General features: G+C 63.5%; 16 protein-coding genes. 6 read left to right on the top strand and 10 right to left on the bottom strand.

Features of this window, described 5'->3' with window-relative positions:
• Positions 1-129 precede the first annotated feature (129 nt).
• Positions 130-2,085, top strand: coding sequence for an acetoacetate--CoA ligase (locus PFEN_RS18195; RefSeq protein ID WP_191488182.1), 1,956 nt, complete (start codon positions 130-132; stop codon positions 2,083-2,085).
• A gap of 114 nt (positions 2,086-2,199) precedes the next feature.
• Here PFEN_RS18195 and PFEN_RS18200 read toward each other — a convergent pair whose 3' ends face one another.
• From PFEN_RS18200 to PFEN_RS18210, 3 genes are all read right to left on the bottom strand, one after another.
• On the bottom strand, positions 2,200-3,702 hold the full coding sequence (locus tag PFEN_RS18200; protein WP_191488183.1) for a tyrosinase family protein: 1,503 nt from the start codon (positions 3,700-3,702) through the stop codon (positions 2,200-2,202).
• Positions 3,703-3,800: 98 nt separating this feature from the next.
• Entirely contained in the window at positions 3,801-4,307 is a 507-nt protein-coding gene (locus tag PFEN_RS18205; protein WP_191488184.1) for a hypothetical protein, read from the bottom strand.
• Positions 4,308-4,403: 96 nt separating this feature from the next.
• Entirely contained in the window at positions 4,404-5,687 is a 1,284-nt protein-coding gene (locus PFEN_RS18210; protein WP_191488185.1) for a hypothetical protein, read from the bottom strand.
• 481 nt (positions 5,688-6,168) lie between these two features.
• On the opposite strand from PFEN_RS18210, the gene PFEN_RS18215 reads away from it, so the two are divergent.
• Both PFEN_RS18215 and PFEN_RS18220 read left to right on the top strand, forming a co-directional pair.
• On the top strand, positions 6,169-7,275 hold the full coding sequence (locus tag PFEN_RS18215) for an enoyl-CoA hydratase/isomerase family protein (protein WP_191488186.1): 1,107 nt from the start codon (positions 6,169-6,171) through the stop codon (positions 7,273-7,275).
• Between the two features lie 3 nt (positions 7,276-7,278).
• The gene (locus PFEN_RS18220) at positions 7,279-8,430 is read left to right on the top strand and encodes an acyl-CoA dehydrogenase family protein (RefSeq protein ID WP_191488187.1); all 1,152 of its coding nucleotides are present in this window, start codon (positions 7,279-7,281) and stop codon (positions 8,428-8,430) included.
• A 179-nt stretch (positions 8,431-8,609) separates the two neighbouring features.
• On the opposite strand, the gene PFEN_RS18225 is transcribed toward PFEN_RS18220, so the two are convergent.
• The 5 genes from PFEN_RS18225 to PFEN_RS18245 form a co-directional block, all read right to left on the bottom strand.
• Positions 8,610-9,383: an enoyl-CoA hydratase gene (locus PFEN_RS18225; protein WP_191488188.1), complete on the bottom strand. Its 774-nt coding sequence runs from the start codon at positions 9,381-9,383 to the stop codon at positions 8,610-8,612.
• A gap of 16 nt (positions 9,384-9,399) precedes the next feature.
• On the bottom strand, positions 9,400-10,527 hold the full coding sequence (locus PFEN_RS18230; protein ID WP_191488189.1) for an acyl-CoA dehydrogenase: 1,128 nt from the start codon (positions 10,525-10,527) through the stop codon (positions 9,400-9,402).
• A gap of 8 nt (positions 10,528-10,535) precedes the next feature.
• A complete protein-coding gene (locus tag PFEN_RS18235) occupies positions 10,536-11,726 on the bottom strand; it encodes an acetyl-CoA C-acyltransferase (protein ID WP_191488190.1) in 1,191 nt (396 codons plus the stop codon).
• Positions 11,727-11,737: 11 nt separating this feature from the next.
• On the bottom strand, positions 11,738-12,505 hold the full coding sequence (locus tag PFEN_RS18240) for an SDR family NAD(P)-dependent oxidoreductase (protein ID WP_191488191.1): 768 nt from the start codon (positions 12,503-12,505) through the stop codon (positions 11,738-11,740).
• A 506-nt stretch (positions 12,506-13,011) separates the two neighbouring features.
• The gene (locus PFEN_RS18245; protein ID WP_191488192.1) at positions 13,012-14,028 is read right to left on the bottom strand and encodes an AraC family transcriptional regulator; all 1,017 of its coding nucleotides are present in this window, start codon (positions 14,026-14,028) and stop codon (positions 13,012-13,014) included.
• A 292-nt stretch (positions 14,029-14,320) separates the two neighbouring features.
• On the opposite strand from PFEN_RS18245, the gene PFEN_RS18250 reads away from it, so the two are divergent.
• The 3 genes from PFEN_RS18250 (at position 14,321) to PFEN_RS18260 (ending at position 17,607) form a co-directional block, all read left to right on the top strand.
• On the top strand, positions 14,321-15,196 hold the full coding sequence (locus PFEN_RS18250; RefSeq protein ID WP_191488193.1) for an alpha/beta fold hydrolase: 876 nt from the start codon (positions 14,321-14,323) through the stop codon (positions 15,194-15,196).
• Positions 15,197-15,309: 113 nt separating this feature from the next.
• Positions 15,310-16,623 (top strand): dicarboxylate/amino acid:cation symporter, encoded by a 1,314-nt coding sequence (locus PFEN_RS18255; RefSeq protein WP_191488194.1) that lies wholly within the window; start codon positions 15,310-15,312, stop codon positions 16,621-16,623.
• 69 nt (positions 16,624-16,692) lie between these two features.
• Positions 16,693-17,607: a LysR substrate-binding domain-containing protein gene (locus tag PFEN_RS18260; RefSeq protein WP_191488195.1), complete on the top strand. Its 915-nt coding sequence runs from the start codon at positions 16,693-16,695 to the stop codon at positions 17,605-17,607.
• Between the two features lie 98 nt (positions 17,608-17,705).
• Here the strand turns inward: PFEN_RS18260 and leuD are convergent, their stop codons facing one another.
• A complete protein-coding gene (gene leuD / locus PFEN_RS18265) occupies positions 17,706-18,320 on the bottom strand; it encodes a 3-isopropylmalate dehydratase small subunit (protein WP_191488196.1) in 615 nt (204 codons plus the stop codon).
• The gene (leuC, locus tag PFEN_RS18270) at positions 18,317-19,738 is read right to left on the bottom strand and encodes a 3-isopropylmalate dehydratase large subunit (RefSeq protein WP_191488197.1); all 1,422 of its coding nucleotides are present in this window, start codon (positions 19,736-19,738) and stop codon (positions 18,317-18,319) included. The genes leuD and leuC overlap by 4 nt, the downstream gene beginning before the upstream one ends.
• Between the last annotated feature and the right edge of the window lie 239 nt (positions 19,739-19,977).

Consider the following 19,977-nt stretch of genomic DNA (forward strand, 5'->3'; position numbering starts at 1 on the left):
CGGAGCTTGGTCCGGGCGACGTCCCGACGAAGCTTTTGGCGTTCTCGCGGCCCCTTCGCGAGCAAGCTCAGCTCCCACAATGATCGTGCGCTGTCAAAGATCGGTTAGAAAAACAACAAAGGAAAGACCATGGCCGAAGTCCTCTGGCGCCCCGACGCCGAGCGTGTCAGCAAGACCCGGATCGAAGCCTTCCGGCGCTTCGTCAATCATCGTCACGATCTGCAACTGGGCGACTACGCCGCCCTGCACCGTTTCAGCATCGACCGGCGGGAGGCCTTCTGGCAGGCCATCGTCGATTTCTTCGATGTCGAGTTCCACACCCCGGCCAACGCCATACTGCGCGAAGGTCCGCAGATGCCCAGCGCCCAGTGGTTCCCAGGCGCGACCCTGAACTTCGCCGAACACCTGCTGCGCCGCCGCGACGCGCACCTGGCGGTGATCGCCGTCAGCGAAGACGGGCGCCGGGAAACCCTGAGCCACGCCGAGCTCGCCACCGAGGTCGCGGGCCTGCAAAAAAGCCTGCGGGCCGCCGGCGTCGGCCTTGGCGACCGGGTCGCGGCGTGCCTGCCCAATACCTGGCAAACCCTGGTGGGCATGCTCGCCACCACCAGCCTGGGGGCCATCTGGTCCTGCTCCTCGCCGGACTTCGGCACCCAGGGGGTGATCGACCGCTTCGGCCAGATCGAACCCAAGGTGCTGATCGCCTGTGCCGGCTACCGCTATGCCGGCAAGGTCATCGACCAGAGCGCCAAGCTCAACGAAATCCTTGAACGCCTGCCCGACTTGCAGCAACTGCTGATCGTGCCCTACGCCCGCCCCGAGGCTCGCGTCGAAGACTTCCAGACCCAGGCCCGGGTAGCATTATGGAACGACTTCTACCAGGCCGGCGGCGAGCCCGAATTCACTCCAGTGCCATTCGCTCATCCGCTGTACATCCTCTACTCCAGCGGTACCACCGGGGTCCCCAAGTGCATCGTTCACAGCACCGGCGGGGTCCTGCTGCAACACCTCAAGGAGCACGGCCTGCATGTCGACCTCGGGCGCGATGACTGCCTGTTCTACTACACCACCTGCGGCTGGATGATGTGGAATTGGCTGGTCTCGGGCCTCGCGGTTGGCGCCACGCTGGTGCTCTACGACGGCTCGCCGTTTCACCCCGGCCCGCAACGGCTGCTGGACCTGATCGACAGCGAAGGCATCAGCGCCTTCGGCACCAGCCCCAAGTATCTGGCGACCCTGGAAGACGCCGGGCTCAGCCCGCGCCAGAGCCATCGGCTGGACAGTCTGAACACCCTGCTGTGTACCGGCTCGCCGCTGTCGCTGCGCAGCTACGACTACGTCTATCGCCAGATCAAGGAAACGCTCTGCCTGTCGTCCATGTCCGGCGGTACCGATATCGTCTCCTGCTTCGTCAGTGGCAATCCGACACTGCCGGTGGTGCGCGGCCGGATGCAGTGCAAGAGCCTGGGCATGGCGGTGGAAGTCTGGGATGACAATGGCCGGCCGGTGCTCGATGCCAAGGGCGAACTGGTCTGCACCCGGCACTTTCCGGCGATGCCGGTGGGTCTGTGGAACGACCCTCGCGGCGAAAAGCTCAAAGCCTCCTATTTCAGCCTGTTTCCCGGCGTCTGGGCCCAGGGCGATTATGCCGAGGAGTTCGCCGACGGCGGCCTGGTGATCCACGGCCGTTCCGACGCCGTGCTCAACCCCGGCGGCGTGCGCATCGGCACGGCGGAAATCTATCGGCAGGTGGAAAAGGTCGAGCAGGTACTGGAGAGCATCGCCATCGGCCAGCAATGGCAGGACGATGTGCGGGTGGTGTTGTTCGTGCGCTTGCGCGACGGCATCGAACTGGACGAGGCACTGGAACAACAGATCCGCCAGGTGATCCGGGCCAACACCACGCCACGGCATGTGCCGGCGAAGATCCTCGCGGTGACGGACATTCCGCGCACCCTCAGCGGCAAGGTCGTCGAACTCGCGGTGCGTAACGTGGTGCACGGGCTGGCGGTGAAAAATACCGATGCCCTGGCCAATCCCGAGGCGCTGGAGCAGTTCAGGGACAGGCCGCAATTGCGTGACTGAAGCCCTCTGTAGGAGCGAGCTTGCTCGCGATGATCGTCAACAATAACGCTGGGCACCTGATGCCCCGCGGTGCCTGGACTACCATCGCGAGCGAGCTCGCTCCTACAGAAAAGCCTAAAGCGTTTTCAGCGAGATATTGCCGATCGTCGGCGCCGATCCGGGGTTGAGCGTTCCCACCGGCACCAACGTGACCGCGGGCGCATCGTTGAGGGTGCCGACCTTGAGCAGTTTCTGCATCTGCTCGCTGACCAGGAAGGCAACGCTTTTCGGCTCGCCATGATGCCCACCACCATGCATCGCCTGGTTACCCACCCCGAACATGCTGATGGAGCCCACCCGGTATTCCGGATCCGGCGCGGCGCCCGCCGGCAGCCCCAGGTACACGTCATAGCTGTTGCCGGGCTCGCTGGTCGCCGCGATCGCCTCGAACGACAAGGCATATTCACGGATCGCCGGCTGTGCCTTCAACTGCAGGGAAAAACTGCGCGCCGCTGGCTGGGTAGCACTGGTAGCAGGCGCGTGGGTCGCCAGGGCAACGGTCGTCGCCTTGTCGCCCAGGCTGATCGCGTTGGCCGTCGCGGCCGGCGCGCTTTGCGCCTGCAACAGGAAGCTCTTCTGAGCCGTGGCGAACTGCAGGCTGGTCTTCGGCCGCTGCGGATACTCCGAATAGACGTAGGGATACGGGCAGGTCGCCGTATCGAGCACCTGGCTGACCTTGGTGGTCACCGCCTTGCCTGCCTTGTCGGCAAACACCCAGGACTCAGCGAGGAACTTGCTGTCGCTCGGATTTTTCCCACCACTGCGGTTCCAGCCGGCCCAGATACGATCGATATTGGCATGGTGGACCCAGAATATCGGGTCATAGGCCGCCCATGGCACCGCGCCCATGCCCAGGCCGTTACCCACGTCACCGTGAAGGCTGCCGTGCGGGTTGTTGTCGATGTTGTTGCAGAAACCAAACGTCCCGCTGTAGTCCGACCACTTCATGCAGGACAAGTCGAGCGGGGAACCGTTGTTGACCACTGGCTTGCCGGCATTCGAATTAGGGTTGCGATCCGGACGATAGAGCGAACCGAACACCGGGTCATCCTTGAGCAGGAACTGCTTGGGCATCACGCTGTAATTGTTGCCAGCGGCGCTGTACGGCCCGGTGTAGTCCCAGAACGGCAGGGTGAATTTCGGCTCACCCGACACTTCGCGAATGATCTGTTCGAAATACAGGACATACATCCGGTGCCAGGGGAGAAAGGCGTCGTTGTTGCCGCTGGCGTGGGGCTCGCAGGTCCACCACATGGCCTGGGCGAGCGCTTTCTGGGGGCTGCTGGCACTGCCGAAGACGTCGTTGATAGTCTTGTCTTTCGGGTACTTGGAGGGCATTGCGTGGGTGTACCACTGAAACGTCCAGGACAGCGGATCGGTGGTCGGTTTTGCCATCATCTTCTTCACTGCGGCGGCGTAGATCCTCAACATCATCTCGCCATCCGAGGAGAGCACGTTATGGCGCACAAATGCCTGGGTCGAACCCGCCCAGGCTTTTTGCATCAAACCCAGCGGCAACATCGCCATCCCGCCACCCAACGCACCCGCTTGCAGCAGCTTCCTTCGACTGATAGTCATACTTCACTCCTTGACCGTACGAATTGATTTCCCAAATCAACAGCAAGGTCAGCCTAGCAGCGAGTGAAAATTCCTCCAGAAAAGCAGGAACTTTTGTATCAGTGCGGAGTCTCGACGATCGACACTTCCTCGATCCTCGGTTTGCGGCCCTGTTCCTCGACGGCCACCGGGATCAATGTCAGGGTTGGCAGCCGCGCCAATCGCCCGGCGTTACGCAGGCGCACAAGGGTCTCGTCGAGCAGGAAAGCGACCGTCTTGGCACGCTGGGCATCGAAGTGGTCGGGGGCCCCATAGAAGCTCACATCGCCGAGATACCCTGGGTCCGAGTCATCGGGTTGCACGCCTGGCGGCAAATTCAGGTACAGCCGGTAACCGACCGCCGGCGCCTCAAGCGCCCAGATCCCGGACAGCGCCAGCGCCAATGGCCGGCGTCCTTTCCAGGCCGACAGGCCCGCTTCCCCCGCACCCGCACTGGAGCGCAGCGCCACCTCGGTACGCGCCGCCCCCAACTCCACGGGCTGTTGCGCGCGATAAAGCACGTCCTGTGCCCAGCTCGTGGAAGACAGCACCCACAGCACCCCGGCCAGTGCGTTGAGTCGCCACATGGTTCGTACTCCGCCACCCATTTCTTTTCACTATGGCACCGCCACGGCAGCAGCAGGACATTACAGCCCAACGGTCATGTGCCATAAGGATAGGGATCATCCCTGGTAACGCAGTACCACCGCCTTGAAACTGCCGAACAACGAATGGCCAGCCACCAGGATCCGCCCGTCGCCTTGCAGGGCCAGGGCGGTGAGGGTATCCAGGCTGCGGCCCAGGCTTGTTCGGACCCAGCCGCGCCCGCCGGCAAAGCCGCGGTCCAGTTGCCCATCAGCCAGGTAACGCGCCAGCACGAAGTCCGAGCCAAAGCCCATCACCGTCGAACCGGCCACCAGAATCGCGCCGTCAGGTTGTACCGTGAGACTGGCCCAAAGGTTGCCGGGAGTATCGAGTTCGAGCTGGGTGGCGTCGCCCTCATTGAAACAGTGGTCCGCCGTGCCATCCGGGTTGAAGCCTTGCAAGGCTCCACGCATGGGATTGAAACGGTTGCCGACGCAGAGCACTCGCCCATCACTGCCAGCGGCCAGTTTCGTCACCAGGGAACTGACCCCGGCAAAGCCGAACGAGAGCAACCCCTGGTCGCCAAAGCCAAGATCAAGACGACCATCGGCTTCGTAGCGAACCACCAGTCCCAACTGCGGAAAGCCTACCGAGCCGCCCACCAGAATCTTGCCGTCGACCTGGATCCGCAGGCAACTCAGCCAGGAATTCAGCAACAAATGCCGAACCACGACAAAACCATGCCCATTGAAATCCGGGTCCAGGGTGCCGTCGGGCTCGAGACGGATCAACAACCCGACATAATCGGCGAAGGTGTAGGTGTGATTGGCGATCAGCAGGATCTTGCCATCCTCCTGCACCGCACCCGCACAGGCTTCGACGCCCGGCAATCCCGGCGGCAGCCAGCCGTCCCGCGGGCCCTCGGCGAGCCCGCCGGGCAGGCGCAGTACCTTCACGCCCTGATCGCCAAAGCTTGGATCCAGGTGCCCATCGGCGTCAAACCGAGCGACCGCCGGCAGGGTATGCTCGTCATCCAGGTAGTGCAGGCCGAACAGCAGGATGCGTCCATCGTCGAGCACCCGCACACTGCTGGCCATGGCCTCGGCAGCGGCCTCGAAGCGGCCGGACACAAAGCCGCCGTCACCGAAGGATACGTCCGGCGCGCCATCGTCATGCAGCCGTGCCAGGCCAAAGCGGTAACCGCCGGCAAAGCTCACCTTGAGCGCCACCAGGACCTTGCCATCGGCACAGGACACCACATCATTGGCCAGGCTCGACAAACAACCGGGGAACTGCAACCTGACCACTCCCGACTGCCCGAATGTCGAATCCGCTTTGCCAGCCGAGCTGAGCCGATAGTCTCGCAGTTCCTCCAGCACCATGAGCGGGTCCTCGCTGAGATTAGCGCCCGTCCATGTCGTGTCGGCAAGCGGGGCTGCCGGGTATTCAATCCCTCATTTCCGCGCCCCGCAACTGTCAGAAATAACAGTTCTACGGTGTTTTCGTGCCAGAACACTGACTTTGCGGTCCTTGCCTGACGGCCCGGTCGTTCGAATTGCTTTCGGCAACAGCCTCGCCAACCCTTCGCGCCGCCTACCGACTCCGGTTCGACAACGCCACCAGCAGCAATCCCGACAAGACCAAAGGCATGCAAGGTCTCGGTGCTGCGAGGCGGTTATTCGCTTTGCGGCCCCGGCACGGCTAAGGTCTAGAGACGGCAGAGGCGCTCACCGCAGGCTCAGGCAAAAATGCAGACTCAACCTGCGATTATTCCGGTTGTACAGGGCAAATTTGCACTGTTACGATCGGGCCTCGTTCGCCCGTCGAACACACCAAAAAGACAATAAAAGCAGGGAGTTAGTAATGACTGCTCGGGTTTCATCCTCCGCCCCCCAAAGTCTCGACACCCCAGGGGCCGATGTCCTGGCCGACGTGCGCAACCATATCGGTCATCTGACCCTCAACCGCCCCACCGGCCTCAACGCCCTCACCCTCGACATGGTCCGCGCCCTGCAGCAGCAGCTCGACGCCTGGGCCCACGATCCACAGGTGCACGCGGTGGTCTTGCGCGGTGCCGGCGAGCGGGCCTTCTGTGCCGGCGGCGATATCCGCTCGCTGTATGACAGCTACACCAGCGGCGGGCGCCTGCACGAGGATTTCTTCGTCGAGGAATACGCGCTGGACCTGGCGATCCACCACTACCGCAAACCGGTGCTGGCGCTGATGGACGGCTTTGTCCTCGGTGGCGGCATGGGCCTGGTGCAAGGCGCCGACCTGCGGGTGGTCACCGAGCGCAGCCGCCTGGCCATGCCGGAGGTCGCCATCGGCTATTTCCCGGATGTCGGCGGCAGCTATTTCCTGCCACGGATTCCCGGGGAGCTGGGCATCTACCTGGGGGTCAGCGGCGTGCAGATCCGTGCCGCCGACGCTCTCTACTGCGGGCTGGCCGATTGGTACCTGAGCAGTGACAAACTGGCCCAGTTGGACGAACGTCTCGACCATTTGCAATGGCACGAAACGCCGCTCAAGGACCTCCAGGGCCTGCTGGCGAAACTCGCCGTGCAAATTCTGCCCGACGCGCCACTGGATGCACTGCGCCCGGCCATCGACCACTTCTTCGCCCTGCCGGATGTTCCGAGCATGGTCGAGCAACTGCGTGAAGTGACCGTCGCCAACAGTCATGAATGGGCCCGGGAAACCGCCGACCTGCTGGAGACCCGCTCGCCCCTGGCGATGGCCGTGACCCTGGAAATGCTCCGCCGCGGCCGCCATCTGGCCCTGGAAGAGTGCTTCGCCCTGGAGCTGCACCTGGATCGCCAGTGGTTCGAACGCGGCGACCTGATGGAAGGCGTGCGCGCCCTGCTGATCGACAAGGACAAGACCCCACACTGGAACCCACCGACCTTGCGCGAACTGGATGCCGAGCATGTCGCCAGCTTTTTCCATGGCCTCGACGCGAACGGGAACTGAACCATGCACGATATCGAACTGAGCGAAGAACAAGTAATGATCCGCGACATGGCCCGGGACTTTGCCCGCGGCGAGATCGCGCCCCATGCCCAGGCCTGGGAAAAGGCTGGCTGGATCGACGACGGCCTGGTCGCCAAGATGGGCGAACTGGGCCTGTTGGGCATGGTGGTGCCCGAGGAATGGGGCGGCACCTATGTCGACTACGTGGCCTACGCCCTTGCCGTGGAAGAGATTTCCGCCGGTGACGGCGCCACCGGCGCGCTGATGAGCATTCACAACTCGGTCGGCTGCGGGCCGATTCTCAATTATGGCAGCCAGGCCCAGAAAGAAACCTGGCTGGAACGCCTCGCCAGTGGCCAGGCCATCGGCTGCTTCTGCCTTACCGAGCCGCAGGCCGGCTCCGAAGCCCATAACCTGCGAACCCGCGCCGAATTGAAAGACGGTGAGTGGATCATCAATGGCGCCAAGCAGTTCGTCAGCAACGGCAAGCGCGCCAAGCTGGCGATTGTCTTTGCCGTCACCGATCCCGAACTCGGCAAGAAAGGCCTTTCGGCGTTCCTGGTACCCACCGATACGCCAGGCTTTATCGTCGACCGTACCGAACACAAGATGGGCATTCGCGCCTCCGACACCTGCGCGGTAACCCTCAACCAGTGCCGCGTGCCCGAGGCCAACCTGTTGGGCGAGCGCGGCAAGGGCCTGGCGATTGCCCTGTCGAACCTGGAAGGCGGTCGCATCGGCATCGCCGCCCAGGCGCTGGGCATCGCCCGGGCCGCGTTCGAGGCGGCGCTGGCCTATGCGCGGGAACGGGTGCAGTTCGACAAGCCGATTATCGAGCACCAGAGCATCGCCAACCTGCTGGCCGACATGCACACCCGGATCAATGCCACACGCCTGCTGATCCTGCATGCGGCGCGCCTGCGCAGTGCCGGGCAGCCATGCCTGTCGGAAGCCTCACAAGCCAAGCTGTTCGCCTCGGAAATGGCCGAGAAGGTCTGCTCCTCGGCCATGCAGATTCATGGTGGCTATGGGTATCTGGAAGATTATCCGGTGGAGCGGTATTACCGCGATGCGCGGATCACGCAGATCTATGAAGGATCGAGCGAGATTCAGCGGATGCTGATCGCGCGGGAACTGAAGCACTACCTGGTGTAACCGCAGAGCACGACCTTGTGGCGAGCGGGCTTGCCCGCGCTGGGGTGCGAAGCGCCCCTAAAACCATCGAACCCGGTCTATCAGACAGACCGAGATGAGCGGTTTTACGACTGCTGCGCAACCGAGCGCGGGCAAGCCCGCTCGCCACACTAATCCACCCTACCCAATCCTCCTGCGGCTCAACTGTCCTTGAACCGCGCCTCACGCTTGGCGATAAACGCCGCCATGCCTTCCTTCTGATCCTGGGTGGCAAACGCCGCATGGAACACCCGGCGCTCGAAACGCACCCCCTCCGACAAGCTGACCTCGAAAGCACGGTTGACGCTTTCCTTGACCATCATGCTGATCGGCACCGATTTACCGGCAATCAGCGCCGCCACCTTCAGCGCCTCATCCAGCAATTCATCGGTCGGCACGATCCGCGCGACGATCCCGCAACGCTCGGCCTCCACGGCATCGACAAAGCGCCCGGTCAGACACATTTCCATGGCCTTGGCCTTGCCCACCGCGCGGGTCAGGCGCTGGGTCCCGCCCATGCCCGGCAGCACGCCGAGATTGATTTCCGGCTGGCCAAACTTGGCATTGTCAGCGGCCAGGATGAAATCGCACATCAGGGCCAGTTCACAGCCGCCACCCAAGGCAAAACCGGACACCGCGGCGATAATCGGCTTGCGCCGGTTGGCCACACGGTCACTGTCGCTGAACAGATCGTCAAGGTAGATCCGCGGGTAGGTCAGCTCGGCCATTTCCTTGATATCGGCACCGGCCGCAAAGGCCTTTTTCGATCCGGTCAGCACGATGCAGCCGATGTTCGGGTCGGCTTCCAGTGCATCCAATGCCTGGTTCAGTTCGCTGATGATCTGGGCGTTCAGGGCGTTGAGCGCCTGTGGGCGGTTCAGGGTAATCAGGCCGACACGGTCCTTGATGTCCAGCAGAATGGTTTCATAGCTCATTGATGGATTCCTTAGATCACAGGTTGCGCGAAATGACCATGCGTTGAATGTCGCTGGTACCTTCGTAAATCTGGCAGACCCGCACGTCGCGGTAGATCCGCTCCAACGGGAAGTCGCTCAAATAGCCATAGCCGCCCAGGGTTTGCAAGGCTTGCGAGCAGACTTTCTCGGCCATTTCCGAGGCGAACAGCTTGGCCATCGAGGCCTCCACCAGCGCTGGCTTACCGCTGTCACGCAGGCCGGCCGCGTAGTGCACCATCTGCCGGGCCACGGCGATCTGGGTGGCCATGTCCGCCAGGCGGAAGGCCACGGCCTGGTGCTCGATCAGCGCCTTGCCGAAACTTTCCCGTTCACGGGCATAGTCGCGGGCGGCCTCGAACGCGGCGCGGGCCATGCCCACCGATTGCGCGGCGATACCGACACGCCCGCCCTCCAGGTTGGCCAAGGCAATGCGATAGCCCTCGCCCTCCTCGCCCAGGCGGTTGGCCAGCGGTACCTTGACGTCCTCGAAGAGGATCTGGCAGGTGTCGGAGGCGTGCTGGCCGAGCTTGTCCTCGACCCGGGCGACGATATAGCCCGGCGAATCGGTGGGCACGATAAAGGCGCTGATACCACGCTTGCCCGCGTCTGGATCGGTGACCGCGAAGACGATCACCACCCCGGCGTTCTGCCCGGAGGTGATGAACTGCTTGCAGCCGTTGAGCACATAATGGTCGCCCTCCAGCCTGGCGCGAGTCTTCAGGCCGCTGGCATCGGAACCGGCCTGCGGTTCGGTCAGGGCAAAGGCGCCGAGCATGGCACCGCTGGCCAATGGCGGCAGGAAACGGGCCTTCTGCTCTTCGCTGCCGAACTTGAGGATCGGCACGCAGCCAACCGAGTTGTGCACGCTCATGATGGTCGAGCAGGCGCCATCGCCAGCGGCGATTTCTTCCAGGGCCATGGCATAGGCCAGGTAGCCGGTGTCGCAACCACCCCACTGTTCCGGGACCAGCATGCCGAAAAAGCCCAGGCCGGCCATTTCGCCGATGGCCTCCTTGGGAAAGCGGTGCTCGCGGTCCCATTCGGCGGCGAAGGGTTTCAGGCGCTCCTGGGCAAAAGCCCGGGCCACTTCGGCGATCTGTTGTTGTTCATCACTGGGTAACATGGCAACTCCTAGTAGAGGCACTCGACGGCCATGGCCGTGGCTTCACCGCCACCAATGCAAATCGCCGCAACCCCACGCCGCAGGCCTTTCTGGCGTAATGCCGAGAGCAGGCTGACCAGAATCCGCGCGCCGGACGCACCGATCGGATGGCCCAGGGCGCAGGCACCACCGTGTACATTGACCTTGTCGTGGGGCAGTCCCAGCGCTTGCATCGTCACCAGCGTGACCACGGCGAAGGCTTCGTTGATTTCGAAACGATCGACCTCGTCCAGGGACCAACCGGTTTTCTTCATCAGTTTTTTGATCGCCCCCACCGGGGCCACCGGGAACAAACCGGGGGTATCGGCAAACGCCGCATGCCCATGAATCACCGCCAGGGGCGTGAGGCCGCGCTCCTGCGCTTCGGAGCGACGCATCAGCACCAGCGCCGCCGCACCGTCGGAAATCGAACTGGAATTCGCCGCCGTGACCGTACCGCCCTGACGGAACGCCGGCTTAAGGCTGGCGATCTTGTCCAGCTTGGCCTTGGGTGGCTGTTCGTCGTCGCTGATCAGTCGCTGTTCCTTGCCTGCCGTGACCGTCAATGGAACGATTTCCGCACGGAAGAGGCCCTCGCGGATGGCCTCCTGGGCGCGGGTCAAGGATGTCAGCGCAAAGGCATCCTGGGTTTCGCGGCTGAAGCCGTGGGTTTCGGCGCAATCCTCGGCGAAGGTGCCCATCAAGCGGCCCTTGTCATAGGCATCTTCGAGGCCGTCGAGAAACATGTGGTCGAGCACCTGGCCGTGGCCCATGCGGTAGCCGCTGCGGGCGCGGTCCAGCAGGTACGGCGCGTTGGACATACTTTCCATGCCACCGGCCACCACCACATCGGCGCTGCCGGCCAGGAGCATGTCGTGGGCGAGGATGGTCGCTTCCATGCCGGAACCGCACATTTTGTTCAGGGTGGTGCAACGGGTGGACTTGTCCAGCCCGGCACCGAGGGCCGCCTGACGGGCCGGGGCCTGGCCGAGGCCGGCGGACAGCACACAGCCGAACAGCACGTGCTCGACTTCGTCCGGCGCCAATTCGGCACGTTCGACGGCGGCGCGGATGGCGGCGGCACCCAGTTGCGGCGCGCTGAGGCTTTTCAGGTCGCCCTGGAAGCCGCCCATGGGCGTGCGCACGGCACTGACAATCACAATGGGATCGTTGGCGGTCATGATCGATTCTCCTATTTCGCGGCCATGCGCAAGGCGCCGTCGAGACGGATCACCTCGCCGTTGAGCATGCTGTTTTCAATGATATGCCGAACCAGCGCGGCGTATTCGGCCGGCTTGCCCAGGCGCGGCGGGAACGGTACGCCGGCCGCGAGCGAGGCACGGACTTCGGCGGTCATGCCGGCCATCATCGGGGTTTCAAAGATGCCCGGGGCGATGGTCATCACGCGAATGCCGAAGCGTGCCAGTTCGCGGGCGGCCGGCAGGGTCAGGCTGACAATGGCACCCTTGGACGCGGCATAGGCCGCCTGGCCGATCTGGCCATCGTAGGCGGCGGCGGAGGCGGTATTGATGATCACCCCGCGCTCGCCGTCGGCATCCGCCTCGGTCTCGGCGATGGCGGCGGCGGCCAGGCGCAGCAGGTTGAAGCTGCCGATCAGGTTGACGTTGATCACCTGGCTGAAGCTGTCCAGCAGGTGCGGGCCGTTCTTGCCGAGGATCTTTTCCGCGCGCACGATGCCAGCGCAGTTGACCAGGCCATGCAGTCCGCCAAAGGCCTCGACCGCGGCCTGTACCGCCGCCTGGGCCTGGGTCTCCTGGGTGATGTCCGCGACCACGCTGCGGGCTTGTGCCCCGAGTTTTTTCGCCTGGGCGGCGACGGCCTCGGCATTGAGGTCCACCAGCATCACCTTGGCGCCGGCGGCAACCAGCATTTCAGCAGTGGCCGCGCCGAGGCCGGAAGCCCCGCCGCTGACCATAAAAGCCTTGTCTTGAATGTTCATGGCACTGTCCTTCGTGAAACCGTAAATAACGCTGATGACCGACACGCGCCACTATAGGAGCCAGCTTGCCGCGGGCAGCGTTCCGACAATGAGCCCCGTGAGCCTTGCCTCGACTTATCCGCCGCCATCGCGGTGGCCGCCTGATAGTCGCGCATGTCCAGAATCTCTCGGTCTTGTTATTGCAAGGTACCGTAGCAAAATCCTGGAAATAGTCGCGCTATCAGGGACTTGGGACAATGGTCAAAGCTTTCAACCTGCTTGACTGGTTTGGCCAATAACGGACCTGTGCCGACCTTGCGGGAGCCGGCTTGCCGGTGACGGGATCGACGCGGAGCCCTGTCTAACCGCGCCGCCTGGATCGCCAGCAAGCTGGCTCCAGGTTTGGGTTGTACGCATGATTTGAGTCAGACTTGAATATTGTGGGAGCGGAGCTTGCCCGCGAAGGGACCCTCAAGTCTCGCACAGCCCGTCCGGGCGCCATCGTCAGCCAACTGGGACAAACCGGGTTAGTGCGCCTCATTGAGAATCAGGCTGCGGTAATGCCCCGGGTTGGACCCGGACCATTTGCGAAAGGCCTTGTAAAACGAACTGGCGTCGGCGAAACCCAGCCGCGTGGCGATCTCGGCGAAGCTGATCGAAGGCTCCGCCAGCCAGGCAATCGCCCACTCCTTGCGCACGCTGTCCTTGATCCCCTGGTAGGTCTGCCCTTCTTCCGCCAGCCGCCGGCGCAGGGTCGAGGCCGATATGCACAACCGCAGGGCCAGCCCTTCGGTTTCCGGCCAGCCTACGGCGGGCAGTTGGCGCAGGTCCTGTTTGATCCGACTGGCCAGGCTCTGCGCATCGCGGTAGCGGACCAGGATATTGGCCGGCGCCAGCGCCAGGAAACGTTGCAGCTCACTGGCACTGCGTTTGATCGGCAGGTCCAGGCAGTCGGCGGAGAAGATCATCCGGGTGCGCGGCCGGTCAAAGCGCAGGTTCTCGGAAAACATCACCCGATAATCTTCACAATAATCCGGCTCGGCACAGCGCAACTCGATGGCCAGGATCGGGATGCGCCGTCCGGCCAGCCAGCAGGCCACGCCATGGACAATCATCCAGTAGGTGAAATAGGTAAACGGCCGCCGTGCCTGGCCCTCAGGCTCCAGCAGGACGATTTCCGCCAGGCTTTGCTGACGCACCAACTGTGCCGGCAGTTGCGCCAGCATCAACGACAGGAAATCCAGTACCGAATCCAGCCCGGTCGCCACCGTCGGTTGCGCCATGCCCGCACGGCACAGGTAAGCGAAGCTGCCGGAGCGCAACTTGCGCGGGTCCATGCCGAAGAACTCGTCATCGTTGCGTCGGGCCAACAGGCGCCACAAGCGTGCGTAATCGGTTACTGGAACCCGGGCGGCGGGCTGTTCCAGCAGCATCGAATCGATCCCGACCTTGTCCAGCACCTGCACGGTGTCCGCACCGGGGGCGCAACTTTGCAACAGTGCCTCGTGCACCAGATGGATGGAGATGCTGTCTTTTTTTGACATTGGCCGACGCTCAAGCGCTGTACTGATCCGTGTGGCGGCCATCTTAACAGCGCCCGCGCCCTGTAGGAGCCGGCTTGCTGCGGGCGGCGCTCCGACGATGAGGCCCTTGAGTCCCGCGTCGATATCGCGGACGCCGCCCGTAGCAAGCTGGCTCCAGTCGGGTTTTTCAACGCGCATCCGATGTAACACCGGGCGGACCAACACACTTCATGAACAGGCGCACCACGCTTTGCAGCTTGCCCTGTGCGCTGTGGGTCTTAGGATGTAGGCAACAATCATAAGGAGTCATCCCATGTTCGCCGGATTCCAGAAAGACCAGCGCCACGTCAACGGTGTGGACATTGCCTACCGCATCGGCGGCAGCGGCCCGGGCCTGCTCCTGCTGCACGGCCACCCGCAGACGCATGTCATCTGGCACAAGATCGCCGGCGACCTGAGCAAACACTTCAGCGTGGTCGCCGCCGACCTGCGCGGCTATGGCGACAGCGCCCGACCCGCGGCCGACGAACAGCACCTCAACTATTCCAAGCGCGAGATGGGCCGCGACGGCGTGGCCCTGATGGAATCCCTGGGCTTCAGCGAATTCTCGATCCTGGCCCATGACCGCGGCGCCCGCGTTGCTCATCGCCTGGCCCTGGACCATCCGCGGGCCGTGTCGCGCATGGTGCTGCTGGATATCGCCCCGACCCTGGCGATGTACGCCCAGACCGACGAAGCCTTCGCCCGCGCCTACTGGCACTGGTTCTTCCTGATCCGCCCGGCACCGCTGCCGGAAACCCTGATCGAAGCCAACCCGGAGCAATACCTGCGCAGCGTGATGGGCAGCCGCAGTGCCGGCCTCAAGCCATTTACCGACGAGGCCTTCAGCGAATACCTGCGCTGCCTCAGCCTGCCCGGCAGCGCGCGAGGCATCTGCGAGGACTACCGCGCCAGCGCCGGTATCGACCTGGAACACGACCGCGCCGACATCGAGGCTGGGCACAAGCTGAACCTGCCGCTGCTGGTGCTCTGGGGCGCCGAAGGCATCGTCGGCCGCTGTTTCGATCCGCTGCGCGAATGGCAGCAGGTCGCCACCGACGTGTGCGGCAAGGCCTTGCCCGGTGGGCACTACCTGGCCGAGGAAATCCCCGAACAATTGCTCGGCGAAGTCCTGGCCTTCCTGCGCTGAATAACCTGCCTCTCAGGACCTGATCGCCCCTTTCCAGCATGGCCGGCGCAAACCGCCCATGACGGGATCGGCTTGCCCCCTCTCCCCCAAAAAACCGCGACGAGATAATAACAATGACAATCCGCAAACTGCTGGGAACCCTGTACGTCCAGGTGGTCATCGCCATTGTGCTGGGGGTGCTGATCGGCAACCACTGGCCGCAGACCGGTATCGACCTCAAGCCCCTGGGCGACGGTTTCATCAAACTGATCAAGATGATCATCGGCCCGATCATCTTCTGCACCGTGGTTTCCGGCATCACCAGCATGCACGATGTGAAACAGGTCGGGCGAGTCGGCGGCAAGGCGCTGCTGTATTTTGAAATCGTCTCCACCTTCGCCCTGGCGATCGGCCTGCTGGCCGCCCATGCCCTGCACCCGGGCGCGGGTTTCAACGTCGACGTGAAAACCCTCGACAGCTCGACCATCGCTGGCTTTGTCGGCCAGGCCCAACATGGCGAAGGCATCACCGGCTTCCTGTTGCATGTGATCCCCAGCACCTTTTTCGACGCCTTCGCCCAGGGCGAGATCCTGCCGGTGCTGTTCATTTCAATCCTGTTCGGCCTGGCGCTGGTGATGGTCGGTGAAAAAGCCCGTCCCCTGGTCGGCGTGATCCACCAGGCCAGCGAGGTGTTCTTCCGCATCGTCGGCATGATCGCCCGCGTGGCGCCAATCGGGGCGTTCGGGGCCATGGCCTTCACCATCGGCAAATACGGCCTCGGCTCGCTGCTGCCGCTGATGAAGCTGGTCGGCACGTTCTACCTGACCGCCTTTATCTTCATCACCTGCGTCCTGGGCAGCATCGCTCGCTATGCCGGCTTCAGCATCTTCCGCCTGTTGGGCTACATCAAATCGGAACTGCTGATCGTGCTCGGCACCAGCTCCTCGGAGTCGGCCCTGCCGCAACTGATCCAGAAGCTGGAAAGCCTGGGTTGTTCCAAGGGCGTCGTGGGTATCGTGGTGCCCACCGGCTACACCTTCAACCTCGACGGCACCAATATCTACATGACCCTGGCGGTGCTGTTCCTGGCCCAGGCGACCAATATCGACCTGACATTGGAACAACAACTGACCCTGCTGGCGGTGACGATGCTCACCTCCAAGGGCGCCGGCGCGGTGGTCGGCGCCGGTTTCGTCGCCCTGGCCGCGAGCCTGGCGGTGGTCCCGACCGTTCCGGTGGCGGCGATGGTGCTGATCCTCGGGGTGGACCGGTTCATGGCCGAGTGTCGCTCGCTGACCAATATCATCGGCAACGCCGTCGCCTCGTTGGTGGTGGCCGCCTGGGAGGGCGAGCTGGACCGCGGCAAGATGGCGCCGATTGCCCTCAAGCGCGAGCGCCAGGCCCTGGCTACCCAGGCAGCGGTCGAAGCCGCCAAGGCAACCCCCTGACCTTGCCTGCGCCCCCCTCATCCAATGCTATCCTGGCGGCCCCTGCCGCCAGTATTCGTTGCTTCGCCCATGAGCCAGAAGAAAGACAACGTGCCCCTGCCCGAAGACCTGCGCGTATTCCTTACCGTTATCCGCAAGGCCGGCTTCGCCGCCGCCGCTGATGAACTGGGACTGTCACCCGCCTACGTCAGCAAACGTATCCAGATCCTCGAAACCACCCTCGCCACTCGCCTGCTGCACCGCACCAGCCGACGCATCGCCCTGACCGAGGACGGCGAGCGGGTGCAACGCTGGGCCGTGCGCATTCTCGAAGACTTCCAGCAACTCAACGATGAGCTGTCCGAAGCCCACGACAGCCCCAGCGGTCGCCTGCACCTGTGCAGCAGCTTCGGCTTCGGACGCAATCACGTGGCGCCGGCATTATCGCTGCTGGCCGAGCGGTACCCGGACCTGGAGATCCGCCTGGACCTGTTCGACCGGGTGGTGGATATCGTCAGCGAGGGTTTCGACCTGGAGATCCGTGTCGGCGACGACATCCCCGGCCAGCATATCGGCCGGCGCCTGGTGAGCAATCGACGGGTGCTGTGCGCGGCGCCCGCCTACCTGGAGCGGCGTGGCACGCCGCAGCAACTGAGCGACCTGGAACAACACGACTGCCTGGTACTCAAGGAGCGCGACAATGCCTTCGGTATCTGGAACCTGGAGCGCGACGGCAGCCAGGACAGCGTACGGGTGCGCGGGCCATTGTCGTCCAACAGCGGTGAAATTGTCCTGCAATGGGCATTGGACGGACGCGGCGTCCTGCTGCGTTCGCTATGGGATGTCAAACCGCTGCTGGAACAGGGCCGACTGGTGCGGGTGCTGCACGACTACACCCAGAGCGCGAATGTCTGGGCGGTGTATCCGACACGACTGGCGTACTCGGGGAAACTGCGAGTCTGCGTGGAGTTTCTGCAGGAGCACTTTCGACAGCTGTCGATCTGAGGCCCTGAAACAGTGGTTCCTGCAGTTTTGTGTCGTCCACGCTCCTCACGAACGACGCAAAACTTTAGGAGCTTGGCTTGTCATGTCAGACCCGGGGTTCAGCTCAACCAGGGATTGGCCTGCAGATGCGCCCGCTCGAACGCCTTGATCTCCTCACTGCGCTGCAAGGTGCTACCAATGGCATCGAGCCCCAACATCAGCGCGGTCTTGCGCAACGCGTCAATCTCGAACTCGATGACACTGCCATCCTGCAAACGGATCTGCTGGGCCTCGAGATCAATGCCGATCTCGGCGCTCCGCGGCTGACTCACCACCTGCCCCAAACGCTGCGCCGTCGACTCGTCCAAGCTGATCAACAACACCCCGTTGCGCTGGCAGTTATCATAGAAAATCCCCGCGAAACTGCTGCCGATCAACGCCCGGATCCCCACCTGCTTCAGTCCCCACACCGCATGCTCACGACTGGACCCGCAACCGAAGTTCGGTCCCACCACCATGAAGCGCGCATCTTTCCAGGCTGGCTGGTTCAGCACGAACTCAGGGTTGGGCTCACCCGAAGGCAGCATCCGCAGATCGAAGAACAGACCACGGTCCAAGCCGTTGCGATCAATCCCCTTGAGAAACTGCTTGGGCATGATCACATCGGTGTCGATATTGGCCGCCAGCATCGGCGCGGCCTTGCCGCTGACTTGGGAAAACGGCTGCATGCTCATGGCCTTGGCTCCAGATGACGAATATCGGTCAGGTGCCCGGCAATGGCGGCCGCGGCCACCATCGCCGGGCTCATCAAATGCGTCCGCGCCCCGGCCCCCTGACGCCCTTCGAAATTGCGATTGGTGCTGGAAGCGCAACGATCGCCGGGCGCCAGGACGTCGTCGTTCATTGCCAGGCACATCGAGCAGCCCGATTGCCGCCACTCGAAACCGGCGTCGATAAACACCGCCTCCAAGCCTTCGGCCTCGGCCTGATCGCGCACCTGGGTGGAACCGGGCACGATCATCGCCCGGACATGCTTGGCCACCTGCTGGCCGCGTACCACCCGGGCGGCATCGCGCAAGTCCTCGATCCTGGCGTTGGTGCAGGAGCCGATAAAGGCGTGACTGATCACGATCCGGTTCAGCGGCATGCCGGCTTCCAGCCCCATGTAGTTCAAGGCGCGACGCATATCCTGGCGCAGGATCGGGTCGCTGAGGTCTTGCGGGTCCGGCACCGTCGTGCCGATGGGCGCCGCCTGGTCCGGGCTGGTGCCCCAGGTGACCATGGGTTCCAGGGCCGCGGCATCCAGCTCGACTTCAAGGTCGAACCGCGCGCCGACATCCGTATGCAGCTCCCGCCAACGGGCCACGGCCTGTTCCCACAACTCGCCCCTGGGCGCCCGGGGCTTGTCCTTGAGGTAGGCGAAAACCTTGTCGTCCGGGGCCATGAAGGCACCGCGCGCGCCCGCCTCCACCGCCATATTACAGATGGTCATGCGCGCCTCGACGCTCAGGGCATCGATGGTCGGGCCACAGAACTCGATGGCGTAGCCGGTGGCGCCGGACGCACCGATCCGAGCGATCAGCGCCATGATCAGGTCCTTGGACGTCAGCCCCGGCGCCAACTCGCCGCCGACCGTCACCCGCATCGTCTTCAAGCGTTTGTAGACCAACGTCTGGGACGCCAGCAAGTGCTCGATCTCCGAGGTGCCAATACCAAAGCCAAACGCACCAAGGGCGCCATAGGTGGTGGTGTGGCTGTCGCCGGCGGCCACCACCATGCCCGGCAGGATAAAGCCCTGCTCGGGCGCGACCACGTGCTCGATGCCCTGGCGCTTGTCCAGCACATCGAACAGCTCGATGCCAAAGTCGGCACAGTTCTCGGCGAGGTAGGACACCTGCCGCGCGCCACCGGCGTCAGGCATGGCGGCGATGCGCCGGGGCGCGGTGGGGTTGACATGGTCGACCACCGCCAGCGCGGTTTCCGCGCGCCAGACAGCGCGCCGGGCTTCGCGCAGACCGCTGAAGGCCTGCGGACTGGTGTATTCGTTGATGACCTGGCGGTCGATATACAGCAGGACATGGCCCTGGTCATCGAGGCGACACACCGCATGGGAATCGATGTGCTTGTCGTAGAGGGTTCTTGTAGGAGTCATGGTGGCGCTCGCTGGAATGAAGGTACGCGAGGCTGTCGGATCACGACGGCAGACCGACAGGCGTCCCGGCCATCATAGGCGGCGGAAATGGTGCATCAATGGCTGGAAGGTGATGGCTGGACACATGGATCGTGTTTGATCGGACGAGTTGTGGTTGTCATCACTGCCTTATAACCGACACAATAGAAAGGTGTTACACGATATAACAACGTGATCGACAGCCAAAAAATACGGCCGAC

It is taken from the genome of Pseudomonas sp. FEN, from assembly GCF_904067045.1.
Lineage (GTDB): Bacteria > Pseudomonadota > Gammaproteobacteria > Pseudomonadales > Pseudomonadaceae > Aquipseudomonas.

What these genes read in the sequence shown, in the direction of transcription:
- leuC (WP_191488197.1), bottom strand. Translation starts at nt 19,738, where the DNA reads ATGACTCCTACAAGAACCCTCTACGACAAGCACATCGATTCCCATGCG.
- PFEN_RS18215 (WP_191488186.1), top strand. Translation starts at nt 6,169, where the DNA reads ATGACTGCTCGGGTTTCATCCTCCGCCCCCCAAAGTCTCGACACCCCA.
- PFEN_RS18235 (WP_191488190.1), bottom strand. Translation starts at nt 11,726, where the DNA reads ATGACCGCCAACGATCCCATTGTGATTGTCAGTGCCGTGCGCACGCCC.
- PFEN_RS18240 (WP_191488191.1), bottom strand. Translation starts at nt 12,505, where the DNA reads ATGAACATTCAAGACAAGGCTTTTATGGTCAGCGGCGGGGCTTCCGGC.
- PFEN_RS18260 (WP_191488195.1), top strand. Translation starts at nt 16,693, where the DNA reads ATGAGCCAGAAGAAAGACAACGTGCCCCTGCCCGAAGACCTGCGCGTA.
- PFEN_RS18220 (WP_191488187.1), top strand. Translation starts at nt 7,279, where the DNA reads ATGCACGATATCGAACTGAGCGAAGAACAAGTAATGATCCGCGACATG.
- PFEN_RS18225 (WP_191488188.1), bottom strand. Translation starts at nt 9,383, where the DNA reads ATGAGCTATGAAACCATTCTGCTGGACATCAAGGACCGTGTCGGCCTG.
- leuD (WP_191488196.1), bottom strand. Translation starts at nt 18,320, where the DNA reads ATGAGCATGCAGCCGTTTTCCCAAGTCAGCGGCAAGGCCGCGCCGATG.
- PFEN_RS18245 (WP_191488192.1), bottom strand. Translation starts at nt 14,028, where the DNA reads ATGTCAAAAAAAGACAGCATCTCCATCCATCTGGTGCACGAGGCACTG.
- PFEN_RS18195 (WP_191488182.1), top strand. Translation starts at nt 130, where the DNA reads ATGGCCGAAGTCCTCTGGCGCCCCGACGCCGAGCGTGTCAGCAAGACC.
- PFEN_RS18230 (WP_191488189.1), bottom strand. Translation starts at nt 10,527, where the DNA reads ATGTTACCCAGTGATGAACAACAACAGATCGCCGAAGTGGCCCGGGCT.
- PFEN_RS18210 (WP_191488185.1), bottom strand. Translation starts at nt 5,687, where the DNA reads ATGGTGCTGGAGGAACTGCGAGACTATCGGCTCAGCTCGGCTGGCAAA.
- PFEN_RS18200 (WP_191488183.1), bottom strand. Translation starts at nt 3,702, where the DNA reads ATGACTATCAGTCGAAGGAAGCTGCTGCAAGCGGGTGCGTTGGGTGGC.
- PFEN_RS18250 (WP_191488193.1), top strand. Translation starts at nt 14,321, where the DNA reads ATGTTCGCCGGATTCCAGAAAGACCAGCGCCACGTCAACGGTGTGGAC.
- PFEN_RS18205 (WP_191488184.1), bottom strand. Translation starts at nt 4,307, where the DNA reads ATGTGGCGACTCAACGCACTGGCCGGGGTGCTGTGGGTGCTGTCTTCC.
- PFEN_RS18255 (WP_191488194.1), top strand. Translation starts at nt 15,310, where the DNA reads ATGACAATCCGCAAACTGCTGGGAACCCTGTACGTCCAGGTGGTCATC.